Source organism: Rhodococcus sp. 05-2254-5, assembly GCF_002258575.1.
In the GTDB taxonomy this organism is placed as follows: Bacteria; Actinomycetota; Actinomycetes; order Mycobacteriales; family Mycobacteriaceae; genus Rhodococcoides; species Rhodococcoides fascians.
The window spans coordinates 131,660-148,881 of sequence record NZ_NOZG01000023.1 but is presented as its reverse complement, the minus strand read 5'-3'; the positions used below and the strand labels follow the sequence as shown (position 1 = coordinate 148,881).

Annotated in this window: 22 protein-coding genes and 1 tRNA gene; 14 read left to right on the top strand and 9 right to left on the bottom strand. The window is 61.1% G+C overall.

The annotated features are described in order from the left end of the window. Nucleotides 1-27 precede the first annotated feature (27 nt). Together CH278_RS15315 and CH278_RS15310 are read left to right on the top strand one after the other, a co-directional pair. Nucleotides 28-1,479 (top strand): short-chain fatty acid transporter, encoded by a 1,452-nt coding sequence (locus CH278_RS15315; RefSeq protein ID WP_094622313.1) that lies wholly within the window; start codon nucleotides 28-30, stop codon nucleotides 1,477-1,479. A 44-nt stretch (nucleotides 1,480-1,523) separates the two neighbouring features. After that, nucleotides 1,524-1,600 (top strand) — tRNA-Leu (locus tag CH278_RS15310). Between the two features lie 241 nt (nucleotides 1,601-1,841). Here CH278_RS15310 and CH278_RS15305 read toward each other — a convergent pair. From CH278_RS15305 to CH278_RS15290, 4 genes are all read right to left on the bottom strand, one after another. Continuing rightward, nucleotides 1,842-2,738: a hypothetical protein gene (locus CH278_RS15305; RefSeq protein WP_094622312.1), complete on the bottom strand. Its 897-nt coding sequence runs from the start codon at nucleotides 2,736-2,738 to the stop codon at nucleotides 1,842-1,844. Further along, the gene (locus CH278_RS15300; protein WP_094622311.1) at nucleotides 2,735-3,310 is read right to left on the bottom strand and encodes a DUF6932 family protein; all 576 of its coding nucleotides are present in this window, start codon (nucleotides 3,308-3,310) and stop codon (nucleotides 2,735-2,737) included. Before CH278_RS15300 ends, CH278_RS15305 begins: the two co-directional genes overlap by 4 nt. Nucleotides 3,311-3,606: 296 nt before the next feature. Further along, nucleotides 3,607-4,824, bottom strand: coding sequence for a tyrosine-type recombinase/integrase (locus CH278_RS15295; protein WP_094622310.1), 1,218 nt, complete (start codon nucleotides 4,822-4,824; stop codon nucleotides 3,607-3,609). Continuing rightward, nucleotides 4,817-5,452, bottom strand: coding sequence for a helix-turn-helix domain-containing protein (locus tag CH278_RS15290; RefSeq protein ID WP_094622309.1), 636 nt, complete (start codon nucleotides 5,450-5,452; stop codon nucleotides 4,817-4,819). The genes CH278_RS15295 and CH278_RS15290 overlap by 8 nt, the downstream gene beginning before the upstream one ends. A 140-nt stretch (nucleotides 5,453-5,592) precedes the next feature. On the opposite strand from CH278_RS15290, the gene CH278_RS15285 reads away from it, so the two are divergent. The 12 genes from CH278_RS15285 (at nucleotide 5,593) to CH278_RS27615 (ending at nucleotide 12,685) form a co-directional block, all read left to right on the top strand. Continuing rightward, a complete protein-coding gene (locus CH278_RS15285; protein ID WP_032368532.1) occupies nucleotides 5,593-5,790 on the top strand; it encodes an excisionase family DNA-binding protein in 198 nt (65 codons plus the stop codon). 1,170 nt (nucleotides 5,791-6,960) lie between these two features. Continuing rightward, nucleotides 6,961-7,749, top strand: a complete 789-nt coding sequence (locus CH278_RS15280) for a ParA family protein (protein WP_094622308.1) — start codon at nucleotides 6,961-6,963, stop codon at nucleotides 7,747-7,749. Beyond that, nucleotides 7,749-8,099 carry a hypothetical protein gene (locus CH278_RS15275; protein ID WP_094622307.1) on the top strand — a complete coding sequence of 117 codons (351 nt, stop codon included), beginning with the start codon at nucleotides 7,749-7,751 and terminating at the stop codon, nucleotides 8,097-8,099. The genes CH278_RS15280 and CH278_RS15275 overlap by 1 nt, the downstream gene beginning before the upstream one ends. Next, complete coding sequence (locus CH278_RS15270; RefSeq protein ID WP_094622306.1) at nucleotides 8,096-8,971, top strand: DUF2637 domain-containing protein; 876 nt, start codon at nucleotides 8,096-8,098, stop codon at nucleotides 8,969-8,971. Before CH278_RS15275 ends, CH278_RS15270 begins: the two co-directional genes overlap by 4 nt. A gap of 441 nt (nucleotides 8,972-9,412) precedes the next feature. Next, nucleotides 9,413-9,982 carry a hypothetical protein gene (locus CH278_RS15265; RefSeq protein ID WP_094622305.1) on the top strand — a complete coding sequence of 190 codons (570 nt, stop codon included), beginning with the start codon at nucleotides 9,413-9,415 and terminating at the stop codon, nucleotides 9,980-9,982. 175 nt (nucleotides 9,983-10,157) lie between these two features. Further along, nucleotides 10,158-10,463: a hypothetical protein gene (locus tag CH278_RS15260; RefSeq protein ID WP_094622304.1), complete on the top strand. Its 306-nt coding sequence runs from the start codon at nucleotides 10,158-10,160 to the stop codon at nucleotides 10,461-10,463. Between the two features lie 109 nt (nucleotides 10,464-10,572). Further along, nucleotides 10,573-11,109, top strand: a complete 537-nt coding sequence (locus tag CH278_RS15255) for a DnaB-like helicase N-terminal domain-containing protein (RefSeq protein WP_094622303.1) — start codon at nucleotides 10,573-10,575, stop codon at nucleotides 11,107-11,109. Beyond that, complete coding sequence (locus CH278_RS15250) at nucleotides 11,106-11,384, top strand: urea amidohydrolase (protein ID WP_094622302.1); 279 nt, start codon at nucleotides 11,106-11,108, stop codon at nucleotides 11,382-11,384. Before CH278_RS15255 ends, CH278_RS15250 begins: the two co-directional genes overlap by 4 nt. Nucleotides 11,385-11,438: 54 nt before the next feature. Then, on the top strand, nucleotides 11,439-11,774 hold the full coding sequence (locus CH278_RS15245; protein WP_094622301.1) for a hypothetical protein: 336 nt from the start codon (nucleotides 11,439-11,441) through the stop codon (nucleotides 11,772-11,774). Nucleotides 11,775-11,975: 201 nt separating this feature from the next. Beyond that, nucleotides 11,976-12,323, top strand: a complete 348-nt coding sequence (locus tag CH278_RS15240) for a hypothetical protein (RefSeq protein WP_094622300.1) — start codon at nucleotides 11,976-11,978, stop codon at nucleotides 12,321-12,323. Continuing rightward, a complete protein-coding gene (locus tag CH278_RS27620; protein WP_179274380.1) occupies nucleotides 12,320-12,487 on the top strand; it encodes a hypothetical protein in 168 nt (55 codons plus the stop codon). The genes CH278_RS15240 and CH278_RS27620 overlap by 4 nt, the downstream gene beginning before the upstream one ends. A gap of 54 nt (nucleotides 12,488-12,541) precedes the next feature. After that, nucleotides 12,542-12,685, top strand: coding sequence for a hypothetical protein (locus CH278_RS27615; RefSeq protein ID WP_179274379.1), 144 nt, complete (start codon nucleotides 12,542-12,544; stop codon nucleotides 12,683-12,685). A 21-nt stretch (nucleotides 12,686-12,706) separates the two neighbouring features. Here CH278_RS27615 and CH278_RS15235 read toward each other — a convergent pair whose 3' ends face one another. The 5 genes from CH278_RS15235 to CH278_RS15215 form a co-directional block, all read right to left on the bottom strand. After that, entirely contained in the window at nucleotides 12,707-13,075 is a 369-nt protein-coding gene (locus CH278_RS15235) for a histone-like nucleoid-structuring protein Lsr2 (RefSeq protein WP_094622350.1), read from the bottom strand. Nucleotides 13,076-13,194: 119 nt separating this feature from the next. Next, nucleotides 13,195-14,562: a nucleotide-binding domain-containing protein gene (locus CH278_RS15230; protein ID WP_094622299.1), complete on the bottom strand. Its 1,368-nt coding sequence runs from the start codon at nucleotides 14,560-14,562 to the stop codon at nucleotides 13,195-13,197. 4 nt (nucleotides 14,563-14,566) lie between these two features. Then, on the bottom strand, nucleotides 14,567-15,715 hold the full coding sequence (locus CH278_RS15225; RefSeq protein WP_094622298.1) for an HNH endonuclease: 1,149 nt from the start codon (nucleotides 15,713-15,715) through the stop codon (nucleotides 14,567-14,569). A 511-nt stretch (nucleotides 15,716-16,226) separates the two neighbouring features. Next, a complete protein-coding gene (locus CH278_RS15220; protein WP_094622297.1) occupies nucleotides 16,227-16,433 on the bottom strand; it encodes a hypothetical protein in 207 nt (68 codons plus the stop codon). Nucleotides 16,434-16,615: 182 nt separating this feature from the next. After that, nucleotides 16,616-17,122 (bottom strand): hypothetical protein, encoded by a 507-nt coding sequence (locus CH278_RS15215; RefSeq protein WP_094622349.1) that lies wholly within the window; start codon nucleotides 17,120-17,122, stop codon nucleotides 16,616-16,618. Between the last annotated feature and the right edge of the window lie 100 nt (nucleotides 17,123-17,222).

Below are 17,222 nucleotides of genomic sequence, written 5' to 3'. Positions count from 1 at the left end.
CGGCTACCTACGAGGTGAGGACCACCGATGACGTCACCCGCCGAGCAGGCACCGGCCGAACAGGCTCCGGCCGAGAAAGGTCTGGCGCGCGTAGCGCAAGCGCTCGCCAAGGGAACCGAGAAGTGGTTTCCCGATGCCTACATCTTCGCTCTCGTCGGCGTGGTCGTGGTGGCGGTTGCTGCCTTCGCGAACGGGTCGTCTCCCCAGAATGTGGTCGACGCATTCGGTAACGGCTTCTGGGACCTGACCGCCTTCACGCTGCAGATGGCGATGGTCGTTCTCACCGGCTACGTCGTCGCGACATCGCCGCCGGTCGCCAGACTGATCACCCGATTGGCGCGGGTACCGAAAAGCTCCAGCAGCGCAGTCAGTTTCGTCGCTCTGCTGTCCTGCTCGGTGTCGTTCCTCAACTGGGGGCTGAGCCTGGTGTTCGCCGGTCTGCTGGCCCGTGCCATCGCGCGCCGTGACGATCTGCGCACGGACTACCGGGCTCTGGGTGCTGCCGCGTTCATGGGCCTCGGCGCGGTGTGGGCCCTCGGAATGTCGTCCTCGGCTGCGCAGCTGCAGGCGACGGCGAGTTCGCTTCCGGCGACACTGCTTTCGGTCACCGGTGTACTCGACTTCGGCACCACCATCTTCACGTGGCAGTCGTTGCTGATGTGCGCGATCATCATCGTGTTGACGGTCGTCATCGCACACGTGTCTGCTCCGAAGGGTGCAGCGATCAAGACTGCCGCCGACATGGAGGTCGATCTCGACGACACCGTCGCGGAGCCGGCACCGCGCACCCGGCCGGGGGAGTGGCTCGAGTACAGTCGGATTCTTCCGCTCTTCGCTGGGGCAATGACGTTGGGATGGCTTGTCTCCCAGTTGTTGACGCTGCCGGTGCTGTCGGTGGTCAGCAGCCTGAACGGGTACCTTCTGGTCTTCCTGATGCTCGGGCTCGTACTGCACGGTACTCCGCGCCGCTTCCTCGATTCCGTCAGCAAGGCTGTCCCTGCAACCGCGGGCATCTTGGTGCAGTTTCCCCTGTACGCCGCGATGGCGGCCATGCTGACCAAGGCGGAGGGCAGAGGAGGCGTCACGATCTCCGAACACCTCGCGAACTTCTTCACCGACATCGGCAGTGGCGGCGGATTCGCCGTGGTCATCGCGGTGTACACCGTCGTGCTCGGTCTGTTCGTTCCGTCCGGTGGTGGCAAGTGGCTCGTCGAAGCGCCGTACGTGATGCAGTCGGCGACCGACGTGCAGATGAACCTGGGCTGGACCGTCCAGATCTACAACGTCGCCGAGGCGCTGCCGAACCTGATTAACCCGTTCTTCATGCTCCCGTTGCTGGCCGTTCTGGGTCTGCGAGCACGGGATCTGATCGGATTCACGTTCCTGCAGTTCATCTTTCATTTTCCGGTCGTCCTGCTGCTCGTGTGGCTCCTCGGTATGACCTTCGACTTCGTGCCGCCGGTCATCCCGGCTCAGTAGCTGCCCGATATGATCGTCACCGCTGGAGCGAACCTCCGGCGGTGGCCCCTATAGCCCAATTGGCAGAGGCAGCGGACTTAAAATCCGCACAGTGTCGGTTCGAGTCCGACTGGGGGCACCACTGTTCCGCAGGTCAGGGGCGGTTTAGGACGTGCATGGACGTTCGAACGCTCGTGAGAGTGACACATATTGACACAACTGGATTTAACTGCCTGCGAGAGCTTGAGTGGCCTTGCATAGACACACTTGGATTCCCGCCCCGTTCTGGGCCTGCACACGTGGCGGTTCGCCCACTCGGTCGGTGATGCGAGATCGAACTCGACCTTCTCCTCGTTAGCGAGGTGGCCGACGTCTGCCCCGCCCTAGTCGCTACCTATGTCGTCAGGCGTCAGTAGTTCCTTGAACCTGTAGATCGTCTTTTTTTGGGGCGCGGTCTGTTCCGACACTTTGATACGGACGTACCTTCCGAAAGCTAATTGTCCGCTATCGAGCAAGTCGGAAGGGACGTCCTTGATGCGACGTTTCCCGCGTGTCCCCTGGGTCGTGACTTCGATCCAGCCGGCGTCGCTCAAACCTCGGACGTTGCCAGCGATAATCTGATCGTCAACAAGCTTCTCACGATGGGCAAAAAACTTGATTGCGTCAGCCCGACCGCGTTTCGTGAGCGAAGAGTGCAATCGGTCACCATTGGTCGCGAACGCATCAACTTCTACATCGGCATGAAACTCGTCCAGGGCCAAGACGAATTTACGAACTGAATCTAGTAAAGCGTCAGGCTGCTCCAGCAGATGTCCCCACGCGTCTCCATGCTCAAAGTCGTCGTGCAGACTCAGGATTTTGTTCAGCGCTTCTTCAAATGCGTCCGGTTGCAGATGAGGCGTCAGCGACTGGTCTGCTGGACCCGCGACACGGGGCCTGAGGTGAACGACAACGCTTCCTTCGCTGATTCCGGAAATGTTGAGGTCCCCCAATCCGGCCTCGACAAGCGCAGGAGGCATGGCCGCTTGCAACTCGGCCTGAAACTTTTTAACCAGGCCGCTCATGTCGGCGCTTAAAGAGCCGCCCTCGAGAACCGTTGCGCTAGAAAACCGGAGGTCGATCAGACCTGGAAGTGACGCGGCCAGGTCGAGACCACGAAGGGACTCAGCTAGAGCCTTCCTGGCGCTTGCCACTAAGTCGACATCGTCGTCGATGTCTTGTCCGAGCCAGCTGGGAAGTTCTCTCCCCCGCAGCTCAGGGAACTGGTCCGCAATGTTCACAAGACCACCTCCAGATAGCCGCGTCGGGGGACCGCTGTATCTACTGTAAACGCGCCCTTTGGTGACGTCGAATGCGTTCTCTGCCAGACATCGTCCATCAGCCCGCGGGTTCCGACGTAATCGTGTTCGACGAGTGACAGGTCGCCTCGACGCAGTGTTGTCACAGGCCACCACGTTATCGGGAAGGGCTCGACGCCGTACTCCCGAACCATACGTTCTCGTCGGACCCCTTGCAGTTCTGCGATGCGTCCCGCTCCAACTCGTCCTTTGATCTCCTGGAGCTTGGGCCCGTTGAGAATCGGCGAGACATCTATGTCGTCGGGATTCATTTCGCTACTGGCGAAGCTGCCGGCAATCCACATGGATCTGAGGATCTCGTCGGATCCCACGCGAGACTGCGCATGCTGCCAGTCGATCAGATATTTACCCAGGTTCATGAAAAGCTTTGCGCGCCGCTCAGAAGAGGTAAACCGAGGGTGGTCAACGAAATGTTCGCGAACGTCAGCGATGGTGCAGACGTGCCGTCCGAGAGGTAGGTGGCCGGTACCCGGATCGAGGTCGGGGATGGTCATGCGTAGCGTGTACCAATCTCGTCAGGCGGCCGTTGCCAGAGAACCATACCTAACCGTGCGGTTTCCCCGAGCGTGCCGCCGCTAAGAGCTCCTCTCAGTCGAGTAGCGAACCAGTCATGAGCGATACGGTGTCGGTATGTGGATCGGTCGGCATCGACAGGCGGGAGCAAAATGGACCGTGTCCGCCATCGATGCTCGACTCTGCGGAGTGCTCGCTGGAGTGGGCTGTTCCCGGTTGCTGCTACGTATCTGGGGGCGCGATACTTCTCGGGTAGAGCGGTGATGCTTGGCTCTCATCACATGCGAGTGGTGACGTTGTCGAAGCTTCTGGCAGCTTCCAACAGAGCATCTTCCTGCGAGTGTGCGTAGACGCTCAGGGTGAATGCTGCGGACGCATGGCCCAGCCACGCCGCGATGACAGCGATCGGCACACCCTGCAGATGCATAAGAGTCGCGCAAGTATGTCGGGCGTCGTGCAGACGGACGGACTTCAGGCCCGCTGCTTTAAGGACCTTCTTCCAGCGAAAGGTCAGGAGGTTCGGATGCACGGCCTCACCCGATGGAAGGCGAACTACGTATATCGAGTCGGTGTAGTCGACGCCCAGCGAGAGTTTGTCCTCCGCCTGCTGAGCTTTCGCGGCTTTCAGCGCTGCGGCCAGAGGTTTCGGGAGCGGGAGTCGTCGCTTGGAGCGACGACTCTTCGGTGTGCCTTCGACTATGCGAGAGCCGACTGCAACTCTGCTGTTCGCAATAGAGACGGTGTTCTTCTTGAAGTCGACGTCGGACCAGCGAAGGCCTGCAATCTCACCGCGTCTCAACCCGGAAAGCGCAAGATGCCAAGCGTGAGCCATTGGATCTCTGTCGACATACTTCAGTAGGCGTTTCGCCTCTACCTGCGACAGCGTTTCCATTTCGGCTGCCTCGGTCGGCAATCGATCGACCATCGCGGCGACGTTTCGGATTATGCTGCCCTGCTTGAGTTGATCGTCGAGGATCGCCGTCAGCAAGCTCAGCATGTAATTGACCGTGCGTGCGGACCAGGGCTTTCGAGCTCGACCGTTCGGCAAGGCAAGGCCACCCGCTCGGAGTTTTTTGACCAGGCTGTCGATGTCAGTCTTGGTCAGCTTCTGTACGGGGATGCCGCCAATCTCGGACATCACGGGCTGCAGGTTGACCCTATGTCCCCGAAGTGACGACTCTTTGAGCTTGTGTTTCGAATCCAGCCACCGCTCGCAGGCGTGAGCAAGAGTGAGCTCGGACGAATGAATGAACGTGCCGTTGGAAACCTTGTTCGTGGTCTCGGCGAGTGCTTGGCGGGCTGCCTGCTCGGTTGCAAATCTGCGCTTGCTCTGCGTTCGATTGACGATCTGTGTCGTCGTTCCGTCGGGGTTCTTTCGCGTTGTAGTTCTGCTACCGGTGTCGACTCTGACCTCGTACCGCACGATTGCACGACCGGTCTTGCGGTCCGTGATCGTCAGCTTTCTAATCTGTGGCGGCAGCTGAGTCCTAGCCATCGTTGTCGTCCTCGCCCATTGCCATCTGGAGATCTGTCATCCGGTGGAACAGCTCTTCTGCACGTCTGCGCGCGTCCTCGTAGGCCATCTGCATGGTCTCGATATGCTCCGTTGACTCCCGCGCGGACAAACCAGTTCGTAGCTGTACCCGTGCGCGCCGCATCGTATGAAGGGCCTGCAGCCACTCGCGCGTGACACCAACTCGGTCGTTGTTCGGATCGAACTGTTCCCGCGCCCATATTTCGACGGGCCGTTCTGTCTCCGCATCGGTCCAGTCGGCGGACGGTTTCATCAAGCCTGCCTCGCCGCTGAACCACTGCAAAGCACCGTGTGATTCCTGCTCCAGGCCAGGAAGCACCTCGACTTTGCCTCTGGGGAGATCTGGGAAGACGAGCTGGGCCGGCGAAACTCCAAGAGCTGCAGCAAGAACGAGGAGCTCGGGCACGTCAATGGTCTTCTTTCGCCCTGTCTCCAGATCGGCGACCACCGACCGCGAGATCCCATATCCGATCTCTACGGTGCGATCTGCAAGCTTCGCCGCTGACAGTGCCGAGTGCTCCTTACCTCGGAGCCGCCGAACTTCACCGGCGACGCGGGCCACTAGCTGTTCAGCCCAGGACTGTGTCATAAGCACGCAGTCTAACTGATTTCTTGCAAGTGTTGTGGCTGCGCTACTGAATTGCTACGTTGTGGTGGAACCACATGGACGGTGCTCAATCGGGTGCGCGATTGTGGTGGAGGTACGCAGAATGCGGGAGAGGAAACACCATGTCTCGACGGTTGTATTCGGTCCAGGAAGCGATGGCTCGGACGGGTCTCGGACGCTCCAACCTGTTCAACAAGCTTGCGGCCGGTGAGATTCGCAGCGTCAAGGTCGGTAAGCGCCGACTGATTCCCGACACGGCCATTGACGAGTACATCGTCGGACTGGAGGAGGCGGCACGCGTCAGCTCGGGCGTTGCCTGACATGCCTCTCGCCGCAGACCCTTACGAACTAGAGACGCCCCCGGCGAATTCCGGTGTTACGAGCACCGGTGCCGAGGGCGTCCTCGAAATTCCCACCTTGCAGGAAGGAGCTTCGTCCACGGATACTAATCGGTCCTGACGCGCCTCACAAGGCGTTTTGCCGCGCTCATGCACTCGCTTTGCTTCGAGATGTTGTCGACGTATAGCGGGGATGAGTAGAGGCTGTATTTACCCATGTCTCGGTGAATCCATCTGCGTACACGCTGTTTACGCGATTGTCTGCGTCACGCCGTACTCCTGCGTGGGTCCCGCGTGCCGCTGAAGACCGCCCGCAGTCGCTGTCGCGGCGTCGTTTTCTGGCAGAGCCCGACGAACAACCAGCCTGCCGCCGGCCTGTGCACCCTTTGTAAATCCTCGGAGACCGGCCCCGAGGCACCACCGGCTCGACTGATCATTGAACGGGTGGCGATACCGATTAGCCGCGCGCCCATCGAGGCGCGGGGCTATCGGGCGTGGAGCGGACAACGTGGGTGCGGAAATTGGCTCAGGGGCCATGGGGGGTCCGGAGGGAACGAACGAAGTCCCTTGTCTTTCATACGTCACCACTATGGAGGTACCAGTTGAGCTCTCGACCCATCTGTATTGCTGACACCAACGAGTTGCCTTTCATGGCGAACCGTCATTCGGGCCTCGATCGTTCAGTCCTTGCCGCTCTCTTGCTCTTATCCGTTGTGCACGTCGATTCTCCGAAGATCCGACCAGAGCAACACATTTGGTTGCTTGGACACGAGCGCAGCAGTGCGCCGGTGCAGGCCGCTCCCGCTAGCGGTACGGGGGCTTTCCCCGCCAGTCCCATACCTGAATTACCCGCAAAGAGTCCCTCAGATGACTCGCTGGCGACGGATGTCATACGTCCTGCGGTGGTTACACCTCCCATACACACAAGGGATGTCACCCACACCCGGGATGCATTGGTAGTAAACGCTTCTCATACCACTATGGCATGCATTTCGCCTTTGGAACGCGACTCGCGAATCGAACCCCTTACCTGCAATGCTTCCAGCACTTCTACGGGGCACGACTCATCCCTCGGTTCCAAAGCGTGCATGACATCCCATTCCCGCTATACCGCCAGTTCGTCCCATTCATCCATGGAAAGTGAAACCCACCATGCCCGCTGACATCCTTGCGTTCTGCAACCAGAAGGGCGGAGTGGGCAAGACCACCACTGTCTTTCACCTCGCCTACGCCGTGGCTCAAGCGGGTAAACGCGCGCTTGTTGTCGACGTGGATCCGCAAGGCAACGCCAGCACAGTCCTGACCAGGACCGAGCTAGAGAGCGACGATGTCGGTGTTGCCGACGTACTCGCCGAGTCGTCGAACGCGACCATCGCCGATGCTGTCGTCCCCACCATCTGGCCCGGCGTAGACCTGGTACCCACGTCGCCGGGAAACGAGTCCCTGGCCTACGTCCGCGATCAATTGGTCGTCGCCGGTGCCGGCCGAGAACGGCGGCTGCGCGACGCAATCGACGTCGTGCGAGGCGTGTACGACGTGATCCTCATCGATTGCCCACCAAGCCTCGATCTGCTGACTATCAACGCCCTTGTTGCAGCGCGCGCCGCCGTCGTCGTGACTCAGTCCGCGCTGTTCTCGGCCAATGGACTCGCGCGATTGCTGCGCACCATCGATGCAGTCAAGCGCAGCTACAACCCGGACCTCGCCATGCTCGGTGCGATCGTCAACCTCCACGAGATCGCGACGATCAGCGGTCGAGAACAACTGATCGAGATCGCCGCGAGCATCAACGTCCTCGGTGACGCCGTTCCCAAACGTGTTGTCATCAAGGACTCGATGGAGGCCCAAACCAGCCTGGTCGACTGGGGGACAACACAATCTCGCAGCCTGTCGACGATCTATCGCGACACTCTTGCGCTGCTCACGAGGGGACACCTGTGATGGCCCGGCCCGAACGTATGAAGAGCGCACTCGCAGGGTCGAGCCCTGTCGACCCGCCGGAGAACTCGCGGCAGCCCCACGACACTGTTTCGTCGGCCGAGACGGTTGCGCAACCGTCACCGGACAACGCAAAACAGAAGCGTTCGTACTACCTCTACCAGTCCACCGTCGACGATCTTCTCAACGCAGCCGAAGCACTGTCCGCAACACCCGGCGCGCCGCGGGGCCCGTCGGATCTCGTCAATGCGGCGATCGAAGAGTATTTGGAGTTGTTGCGCAACAGATTCAACGACGGTGCGCCCTTCCCGCAACGAACCGGCCCTCTCGCACGAGGACCGAGAATCCGATGAGCCGATCACATTCAGCGGCAATCCCGTTGACAACGAAGCCGTCGGATGTCGTTGCGCTGCATCCAGCGATTTTGCAGTGGGCCCTGGCAACGGCCGTTGCGCTGACAGTTGGCATCGCCGGGGCGTCCTTCTGGCTCAGTTTCGCTGTGTTGCGTGATCTCGCGGTGATGGCTGGGATAGGTCCCGGCGAGGCGTGGGTGATTCCAGTGGTGTTGGACGGGGCAATCGTCTCGACAACAGTGACAGCCATTGCGCTGTCCAACGACACGGACAACCGCACGATCAAGGGCCGTCGCTTCGTCGTCATGATTTTGCGTGTTGCCGCATCGGCGTCGATTGCGGGTAACTCATACCACGCAGTGTTGAGTGCGACCTTGCTTCCGGCCGTCGTCTCGGCGGGTATTGCCACCATTGCACCTATTGCGCTCCTTGCGATGACCGAAGTGCTGGCCGTCATACTTCGTGCGCCCCGCGGGGCCGTCAGAGTGGAATTCACTTCAAGTGCTGCCACAGAGGAGCCGGACTGGACAGACACCGAGTTCAGCCAAGAAGGCCCCAGCCCGAGCCGGGATGATTCAGAGGGCGAAGACCGCACGCGGGGAGAACACGTCGAGACGGCGGACTCGCCTCGACTCCAAGTAGACGGCCTCACACCGGAAGTTGCGGAAACAGCGCGGCTCCGACACGCCCACCGCGAATGGTCGTGGGCACGAATCGGTAGAGAAACGGACGGCTCCGTTGCATCGACCGCGATGCGCCGATATCGGAAGTGGGAAGAAGTCACCGCAGGGATCGTCGATGGCCACCAGGACGGGCAATCCAACTTTGATGTCAAGCCAGCCAGCGAGCGTGACCGCATGTCCGCAGGATAGAAGTGCTACCGCGACATCGAGCCTGGTTGCTTTCCGTCGCTCCCGCGCAATCACCCCAGGCTGTTGATGGCTGTGAGGTGGTCCCGCCCGGTTGGCTCAGTCTGTGTCGAGGCGCGCGCTGCCCTGGGACCACCTCCGGCGGTCTCCGGATTGAGCTCCGCTGCGCTCCGCACAGCAGAAAGAACAATTTCCTTCGCACATCTGGCTCCGATCGAGCATGCAACACCCTGACCCGTCTTACCCAACCCTGACTCCGCGTTACTCCGGCCCGATGGGCTCCGAAAAATTTTCAAAGCGCCTGCGGCTGAAAACTTTCCGGATCAGGGCCAGGACGCCGGTCCAGTGCGCCGCCTTCTCTCCTTCGAGCCAGATGACGGCGAAAGAAATTGGCAGAGCGAAAGGGCCGGGGGAGCCGGTTCCGCAACAGAAAGAGAGCCCGACATGCCGCAGCAGAATACTTCCAGCACAGGACGACGGGCCACCGCCGCACACAACGCGCGGACTACCGGAATCGTTACCCACACAACCGTCCTGGTCTCCGGACCCCAACAGGCCACTATCACCGCTACCTCCGCAGCCACCGACGAAGCGCAGATGATCGTCGCACTAGGTCACGTCATGATGACCTTCCGCAGCGCCGAGACAGTATCCGCAGTCATCACCGGATTTGCCACCGTCCGGGCCGCACTCGCCGGAGCCGATGGACAAGCCCCTCACCCCGCGCAACCAGGCGCAGAATTCGGGGCCGCCGCGATCTCTGTCCTGTGGCTCGATAGCCCCGAACACACCGCAGTGCCGTACCACCGCTACAGCTCCGAACAACGTCGCACCATCCACTGGGTAGACCTGCACATGGGACCTGTCACCTGGCGCATCACCGACCGCATCGGGTACGACACCCTGATGGCCGAACTCCGACGCGTTCACCGCGCTGCCGTCGGAGTATTTCTCGACGGCAGCCGCTACCGCCGCGACCCCGCCAAACTCCTCGATGTCTTCGACGACGTCTAGTACCACACGTTCGGCCCCAACCCCGGGGCCGAACGTCGTTTATCCACAGGCTGACTCGACACCACAGTTATCCACACCCTCGCCTGATCTGTCTCCGCAGCGAACGCTTTGTTATGGACCTCGTGTGACGCTCGATTAGAAGCAGCTGGCCGGCACGAGCGACAAGGAACCAACGATGATCACCTGGACCGTCACCACACACCCCGAGGACAACCCCGAAATTCTGAACGCAACCGGAGCAGAACCCAATCTCGAATGCGCGAAACTGGCCGCCGCGGATGCCGTCCGTTTCGCCCTCTTCGACGCACGCGAGCACGCATCGTCCGACAACGGGACCCCGCCGTCCTACCTCGTCACACTCGACGGAACCTGTGCCCTCATCATCGGACTCGGAAGCTGCAGGCCCGAGAACTACAACGCCGTCCTCGACAGCCTCGAGCAGTTCGACGGCACCGCACCACCGAACCTTCTCTACATCTGACCCACACCTCCGCAATGACGACGAACGCGGCATAACCAAGCAAAGCGCCACCGGAGTACCGAAGCCAGTTCTCCCGCAACAGACCCGCACATAGAAACGAGGCGAACAGATGACCCCGTTGAGAGCAGTCGAACCCACCGACGACGACGATCACGTTGATCTGACGGACCATCCGGAGACGGCACCGGAAGCACTGGTCATCTGCGCACTGATGTGGTTGCAGGACACCGACGAGGCCGCCCGCATTGCAGCGTCATTGCAGGCCAACGACTTCCACGATCCCGTTTATCGCGAGCTGTACGGCATCGTGCAGGGGCTGATCATCGACAACCTCCCACACGACCCCGCGAGTGTTCTGGGCGTTCTTGTCCGGTCAGGTGCGAGTGGACACCGCGGTGCACGGCTGCGTCGAACACTGACCGACGTCACCGCAGCGAACGCATGCGGAGCATCGGCGACCGACTACGCCGGCATGGTCCTGTCGGAAAGCTACCGACGTAGTTTTTTCGACGCTGGGATCAGAATTCAGCAGCTCGCCGAGGAAGCGCCGGAAGAATTTCTGTTCGACCAGCTCGTCGAAATCGGAAGGGCGCAACGTGAAGCGACAAACCGCCTGAACGCCTTCCGCAGCGGTAGCACACTATGACGGCACGGGAAGAGACAGAGTCGGGCCATGAGCGGCGTCGAGCTGCCCTCGCTTCTGTCCGGCTGGCCGCCGCAGATGTCGCGCATCTCGATACAGACGAAGTCGAGGACCTCGCTACCGGGCGTGAGATAGATGAAGCGCTCGCCGCCGGCACGACGCTCATTGACGTCGCGCGGTCCATCGGCTACACCGAGGCAGTCGCCTCAGACCTTCTGCGCAAGTTCCGAGAACACCGCGAGAGTCTCGCGGCGCGCAACCAAATCCCTCTGTTCTGAGCAAGATTCAACGCACACCTCGCATTGCCGCCGTGACCCGAATAGGCCGACACTATGAACTTTATCCGCATCGACACCGACCGAGGGACCCTCTACGGGCCATCCTTCGCCGAGACGCTGACACACTTCTTCGGACAGAACCAGCACGTCGAGTGGGAATGCCACCAGCTGACCGCTGGATACTCCGGTGGGCGGTGCACAGTGTCGACTGCAATCCGAGTGCATCACCGTGGACAGTGGATTGTCGCAGCAAGGTCCTTCGGCACCCGCACAGTCGATGCAATCCCCGCATGCGCAATGCACTTCGGATCGAGCTTCGCTACCGCACCGTTCGATGCACCCAAGATGCCTCGCTGGGTGTACGAGTGGGCGTATGACCCGTTGATCTGAATTCACGGTATATATCGACCTGGTACAGATCGAAAGCGAACTTACTCCAGCGCTTCTGCGTTGACGCGGAGCGCTTCCGCGCACTGAACAACGTTCGGCCCAACGCCACAAGCCCGCCACGTGACGACACTTCGACGAGATGTCAGAAGGTGCTGCGCAGCGAGCCGCATTCGAACCCACCACACGGAAGGAACTCGGCCCGTGCCAGCACAAGCCTGGATCACCCTCATAGTGGGCGTCTTCGCCGTCTTCGCCGTCGTCGGCGTCGCCGGAACCGTCAACCAACGCACCCGAGCGGACAACCGCTCCCAATCCTGGCAACGAATTACCTGGTGCCTCGAACGGACCGTCAGCGACAACCCCGACGAGGTTGCGCTCGGCTGGACGGTGTTCGGCACCGTAGCCGCGACACCGTTCATCGCCAAGACCGACCGTCGCACACTCCGAGCAATCGCGGACCGTGACATCGACCCCGGCAGCGACGATCTGGCGGAAACCGACGTTAACAGTGACAATGGACCTACAGCAGACCGCGAGGAGCGCCCATGACCACCACCGAACCACGCCGGGCCTGGACCGCCGAGCAGCGCCGCAAGGTCCGCGCCGCAGCCGCAGGAGCCTCGATCAAGCTCCGTGAATACGACAACGATCCGGTCCCGCAGTGGCTACGCGACGTCGCCGCAGGCAAAGACACCAAGCCGCCGACTGACTGACCGCCCCATCAGCCCGACAAGGCCCGCCCCGAAACCAAGGGGCGGGCCTTCGTCATGTCGCGCACATCGGGAATCGATGCCGTCGACTACGCAGAACGAGTGGCCGCCATGCGGGCGGCAGGCGAATCGAACTACGCTGCGATCCGTCCTGCCACGGCCCGGGCAGTAAAGCGAACAGGAATCCGCCCGCTCACGTAGACGGAGGCAGCTCGCCGCCCGTCAGTGGGCGGCGTTGTACGCCTCTTCAATATCGGCCGGGATGCGGCCACGTTCGCTGATCTCATAGCCTTGATCGAACGCCCACTGCCGGATCGCCCGTGTCTGCTCCGGATCACGCTTTGGTGATACGTCGGCAGCTGTCGCGGCCGACGCCGCAGCGGGGGAGGGCTTGCGCTTGCGGCCACCGACTCGCGTCGCGTGTCCGACGTAGTAGTCGAGCTTCTTGTGAAACTCGTTCGCGTTCTTCGCCTTCAGGTCGATCGAGTACTCGACGCCGTTGATCGCGAATTCGATCGTCTCGCCGGACTCGTCCTCGATGACCGACCCGTCGATATCGTCCACCAATTGGGTTGTCACTCGTTTGGCCACAGCCGGAGAACCTTTCTTCGATGCATTCGCAATGCGCAACCGCATTTGTGTTCGTTAGCGTAACCAGCTCCGATATCCGCATTCTTCATCGACACGCAAACTCCGGCCAATATTGCTTGCTAAACAATCTTCACCTCGTGATGGTCGCTGGCGACTACCATGCCGTTCCGGACGACGTACGCCTCGACGTAGTGCGTGCCGCGGTACTCGGTGTACTCCTGGTGCAGGTTGCGGCTCTCGTTGCCGCCGTAACGGATCTCGCCTCGCAGCTTACCGAGCCGCTCGGCTTCGACGCCTCGGTTGCGTACCTTCCACAAGACGTCGTACGGCTCCGGGGCGTCGGTCTTGAGGTGGAACTTGATAGAGCGTCTACGACCGACCACCCTGCTGCGTCGCAGCAGCTCACTGCGACGCGAGCCCGGGATTCTGGCGTCGATCTGAGCGGTGTAACGCAGCTCAACGTGGCCATACTTGCTGGTGATGAACTCCTCGTGCGGGGCGATGTCGTCAATTGTCGACGTGAGTGACTTGCCGGACATGCTGGCGGCCAGAGCGGTTCGTGCCTCGGTGACCTCGCTGGCGGCGAACTCGGGGCCGAACATTTTCTGCCATGCCTTCAGCGCTGCAGCATCGTCGTCGCCCTGCAGGTCGTAGGCCTCGCGCGAGATCGCAGCGTAGTCGCTGACTTTTTGCTTAAAGTTCGCGTACTTGTCCTCGTCCCATCGGTGGTTGAAGCTCAGGCCTGGGCAACTAGGGTCGTCCAGGAGCGGCATCGTCAGGTGCCCGTCCAACCACAGCTTGAGGGCCTCGAGGAGGTTGACCAGGGCGGTCGGGATGTCCTGGTACTCCTCGTTTGAGTTCCACCACTGAACCCGATTGCCGAGCATCACGGTCAGGATTACCGACGGGCATGAGAACGTGTTCTTGAAGTCGCGGAGCCACTTGAAGAGTCGGATAACGCGACGCAGCTGGCCGTCGGTGATGTCGTCTCGTTCTTTCATCCAGTCCGCGAAGCCGACCGGGTTCGTCTCCTCGAACTCGTTGTCGCGGTAATAGATGATTGCCTCTCTGCCGTCGTCGAGAGTGATCGAAGGGACGACATCGACGTGGCAGTCGTTGGCGTACTGGATGCGGACGCAGCGGTTCTTCCGCTGGATTTTGTCCTTATATGTGGTGTTGCGCTTGAACGCTGCCCGCACCTGCTGGAGGTACGCCTTGGGGTTGTCGTTCCAGTCGGGGTTTTGTTCGAGGTGGAGCAGGATATCTGCGTCAAACTCGTCGAAGGCACCGACGGGATTGATGATCGTCTCATGGGCCCACGAGCCCTGAGGGGTGTGCTCCTTGTACATGTGGCCGACTGTGCCGTCGTTCTGGAACGCGTTGGTAATGGCGGCGACACGCCCTTCGAGCTGAATGAGCTTGTGCGGCTTCAGGTTGACGCTGTTGGTTAGGAACGCGTGGAAGTGCGTGTCGAAGTCGATCGTCATTTGCTCATACTTCCAGGGCGTAGCGGTAGCCGGTGGGGGTGCGGTCGTATAGGGCGACGACCGGCCGCAGGCTGTCGGACTTCAGGCAGATGCCGAACGCGAGCGCCGACGAGATTGGCATGGCGCCGAACAAGTGAAGGCGCTTGATGCCTTTGTGGGTGCTCTCCAGTCCTGTGAAGAACGCGCGGATCGTCTCCACGAACGCGGCCAGGTCGGCAGGGCTCCGGAAGACGTCCTCGGCCGTGTCGCCGTCAATGTCGATTGCCCAGTTCGGCAACCCGTCAAGGTCGGGCGGGAGGTCAGTGAGTGGGGTGGTGCCGGACAGGTTGGTGATAAGGACACCCTCCGCCGCGTCCTGGTTTCCATCGACGGAGGGGGTGACGGTGAAGCCTGCAGTAAGGACGTCGGTGGGCCAGCTCCAGGAACCGCTTGAGCGGTGCCGCTGGTACACGTCGAGGGGAAAGCTGTCGTCGAGCTTCGCGCCTAGGTAGACCAGTAGCGGAAGGCGGGCGAACGCGAAGACGCTCAGGTGGGTGATCGATCCCTCTTGTATGGCCGGACGGATCTGGTTGTCGACGGCGCGGTCGATCTTGGCCCGGGAGGTCTCGTAGTAGTTGTCGGTTAGAGGTTCTTCGCCGGGCAGATCCCGCAGGTCGATCTCGACTCCTTGGCGGTCGTAGGACTCGGCGAAGTGCGGGAAGCGTCCGGAGGACTGGATGACGGCTTCAGCCGCGGCGTCTCGTGGCATCTCCATGACCCGGCGGCCGCGGATCTCACCGGCCATCCGCACGATGGCGGTGCGGCGATCCTTCGCCAGCCCGGTGCGCTGCTTGATGTCCGCTTCGTGCTCGCGCTTCTTCGCAAGCAGAAAGTCCACATCCAGAAGGCCGGCAACCAGTTGCTTGTCGATTTCGTTGTGACACGACGGGCACGCCAGCATGAGGTTGTCGGCGGTGTCGCGCTCGTTCACAGGCAGCTCGTGCAGGCCACGAGCCGACTTCTCGGACTTCTCCCGTCCCACAATGTGCGCGCCTTCACCCAGGGGTACCTCTTTGGCGCTGAGATTGCCCTCAAGGAGGTAGGTCTTGCACAGGGTGCATCGCCCTCCCGCGCGCACCCACAGAAGGCGGCGGTCCACGTCCCCCAGGCTCATTTGGCTCCACCTCGCGTGCAGCGTAGATCGGTGACTGAAGGGCCGTCCACAAGAACTCCTTAGGTTGAGAGAACGTGACCAGCTGGCCAGGCGATAAGAGGCAAGTGGACTGCCCGGATGGGCCGCTCTCGTCCCGCTACCCTATGCGGCAACCACGCGTCCGCGTCAGCGCTTTCGCGGCAGCCGACCTCGCGGCCCTTTCTGGGACGCGTTTCTCGCACTGCTTCTAAATTTCGCCGGATTGCGAAGTAGTCCACCGGTAAAGTGCATGGTGGCGAATCTGCGTTGCGGGTGCTAAGCAACTGCTTGCAGCGTGGCATTCGTGAGCAAACCGTCTACACCGCCATCCGTTGAGAGACCGGGTGGCGGTGTAGACGGTTTGCGCGATGGTAGGGCAGTGTCTGCACCACCGCCAACTCCCTGACGGCGTTGATCGCATCCGGCAACCCCTTTAGTCCGTCACACATACGAACCATGCTGCAAGCTCGCTACGTGACGAAGCTTCGACGGCCTATTGGAAGGTGCTGCGCAACGCGCCGATGGCAACAGCAACGACTACGGAAAACATGATCGACGCAATAATCACGCCGATGCGAATCACGCCGCCGGCGATGAATCCCGTTGCCCGCAAGGGAGCGAACCGCCAACCTGACTCGGACTTCCCAGCGCGCCACAGCGCTCCTACGACGATCAAGCCGATGGCAACAAGTGCGATCACGATCGTTGACCTCCTACCTCGAGCTGGATTCAACACCAAGCCAACGGCATAACTATTTCGCCGTAGCCATGTGCAGTGGGCGTGCGTTCCCATTGCGTTCTCGAACTACCGTTGTGGTTGCATTGAGTTCGAACCTTCGATGTGGCGGGCGTGAAGCCTGCGGCGCTAGCTCAACTCGTTTGTCAGGCGATGCTGCGCGCGCCCTCTTCATCCGCCCCCGCGTCTCCATCTATCCAAGGCTCTGCAGACGCAGTTGATGCGGAATCCCCAGGGCTCTCGAAACTTTCCTCCGTGCCACCCGCGTCATCCTCTGCATCCGGATGAACATCGGGCATGGCGGTCGCACGTGACACCATCGTCGACTTGACCAACCGCGTCGCCTCCGGCACCGAGAGATCCACCAAGGCAGCGATACTGGCGTATGTTTCACCGCGGTTCTTGAGCTTCGCAAGAGCTCCAGCGCGTCTCTCATACGCCGCAGCAAGTTTGGCTTCCGCGTCCCGCCGCAACCGCTCGATCCTCGAGGTCACATCGTCGTTGATCCTTTGTTCGTCTCGGGTGGCATCGAAGTACGAAATCAAATCCTGCTCCTGATTCTTCAAACGCAACTGTGCCTCTGACAGCCGCTGCGCATTCGCTCGCCGAGCCCGTTCCCGAGCACTGACCGGTCCACCGTTCGAGGGAGTCATGCTGTACAGGCTACCGCCAAAAGGCTGGCCGGCGAAAGGGGCATACGCACCCAACGTCGCCTTGATTGATGTGTCCTGCAACAACTTTCGTCCCTCACCG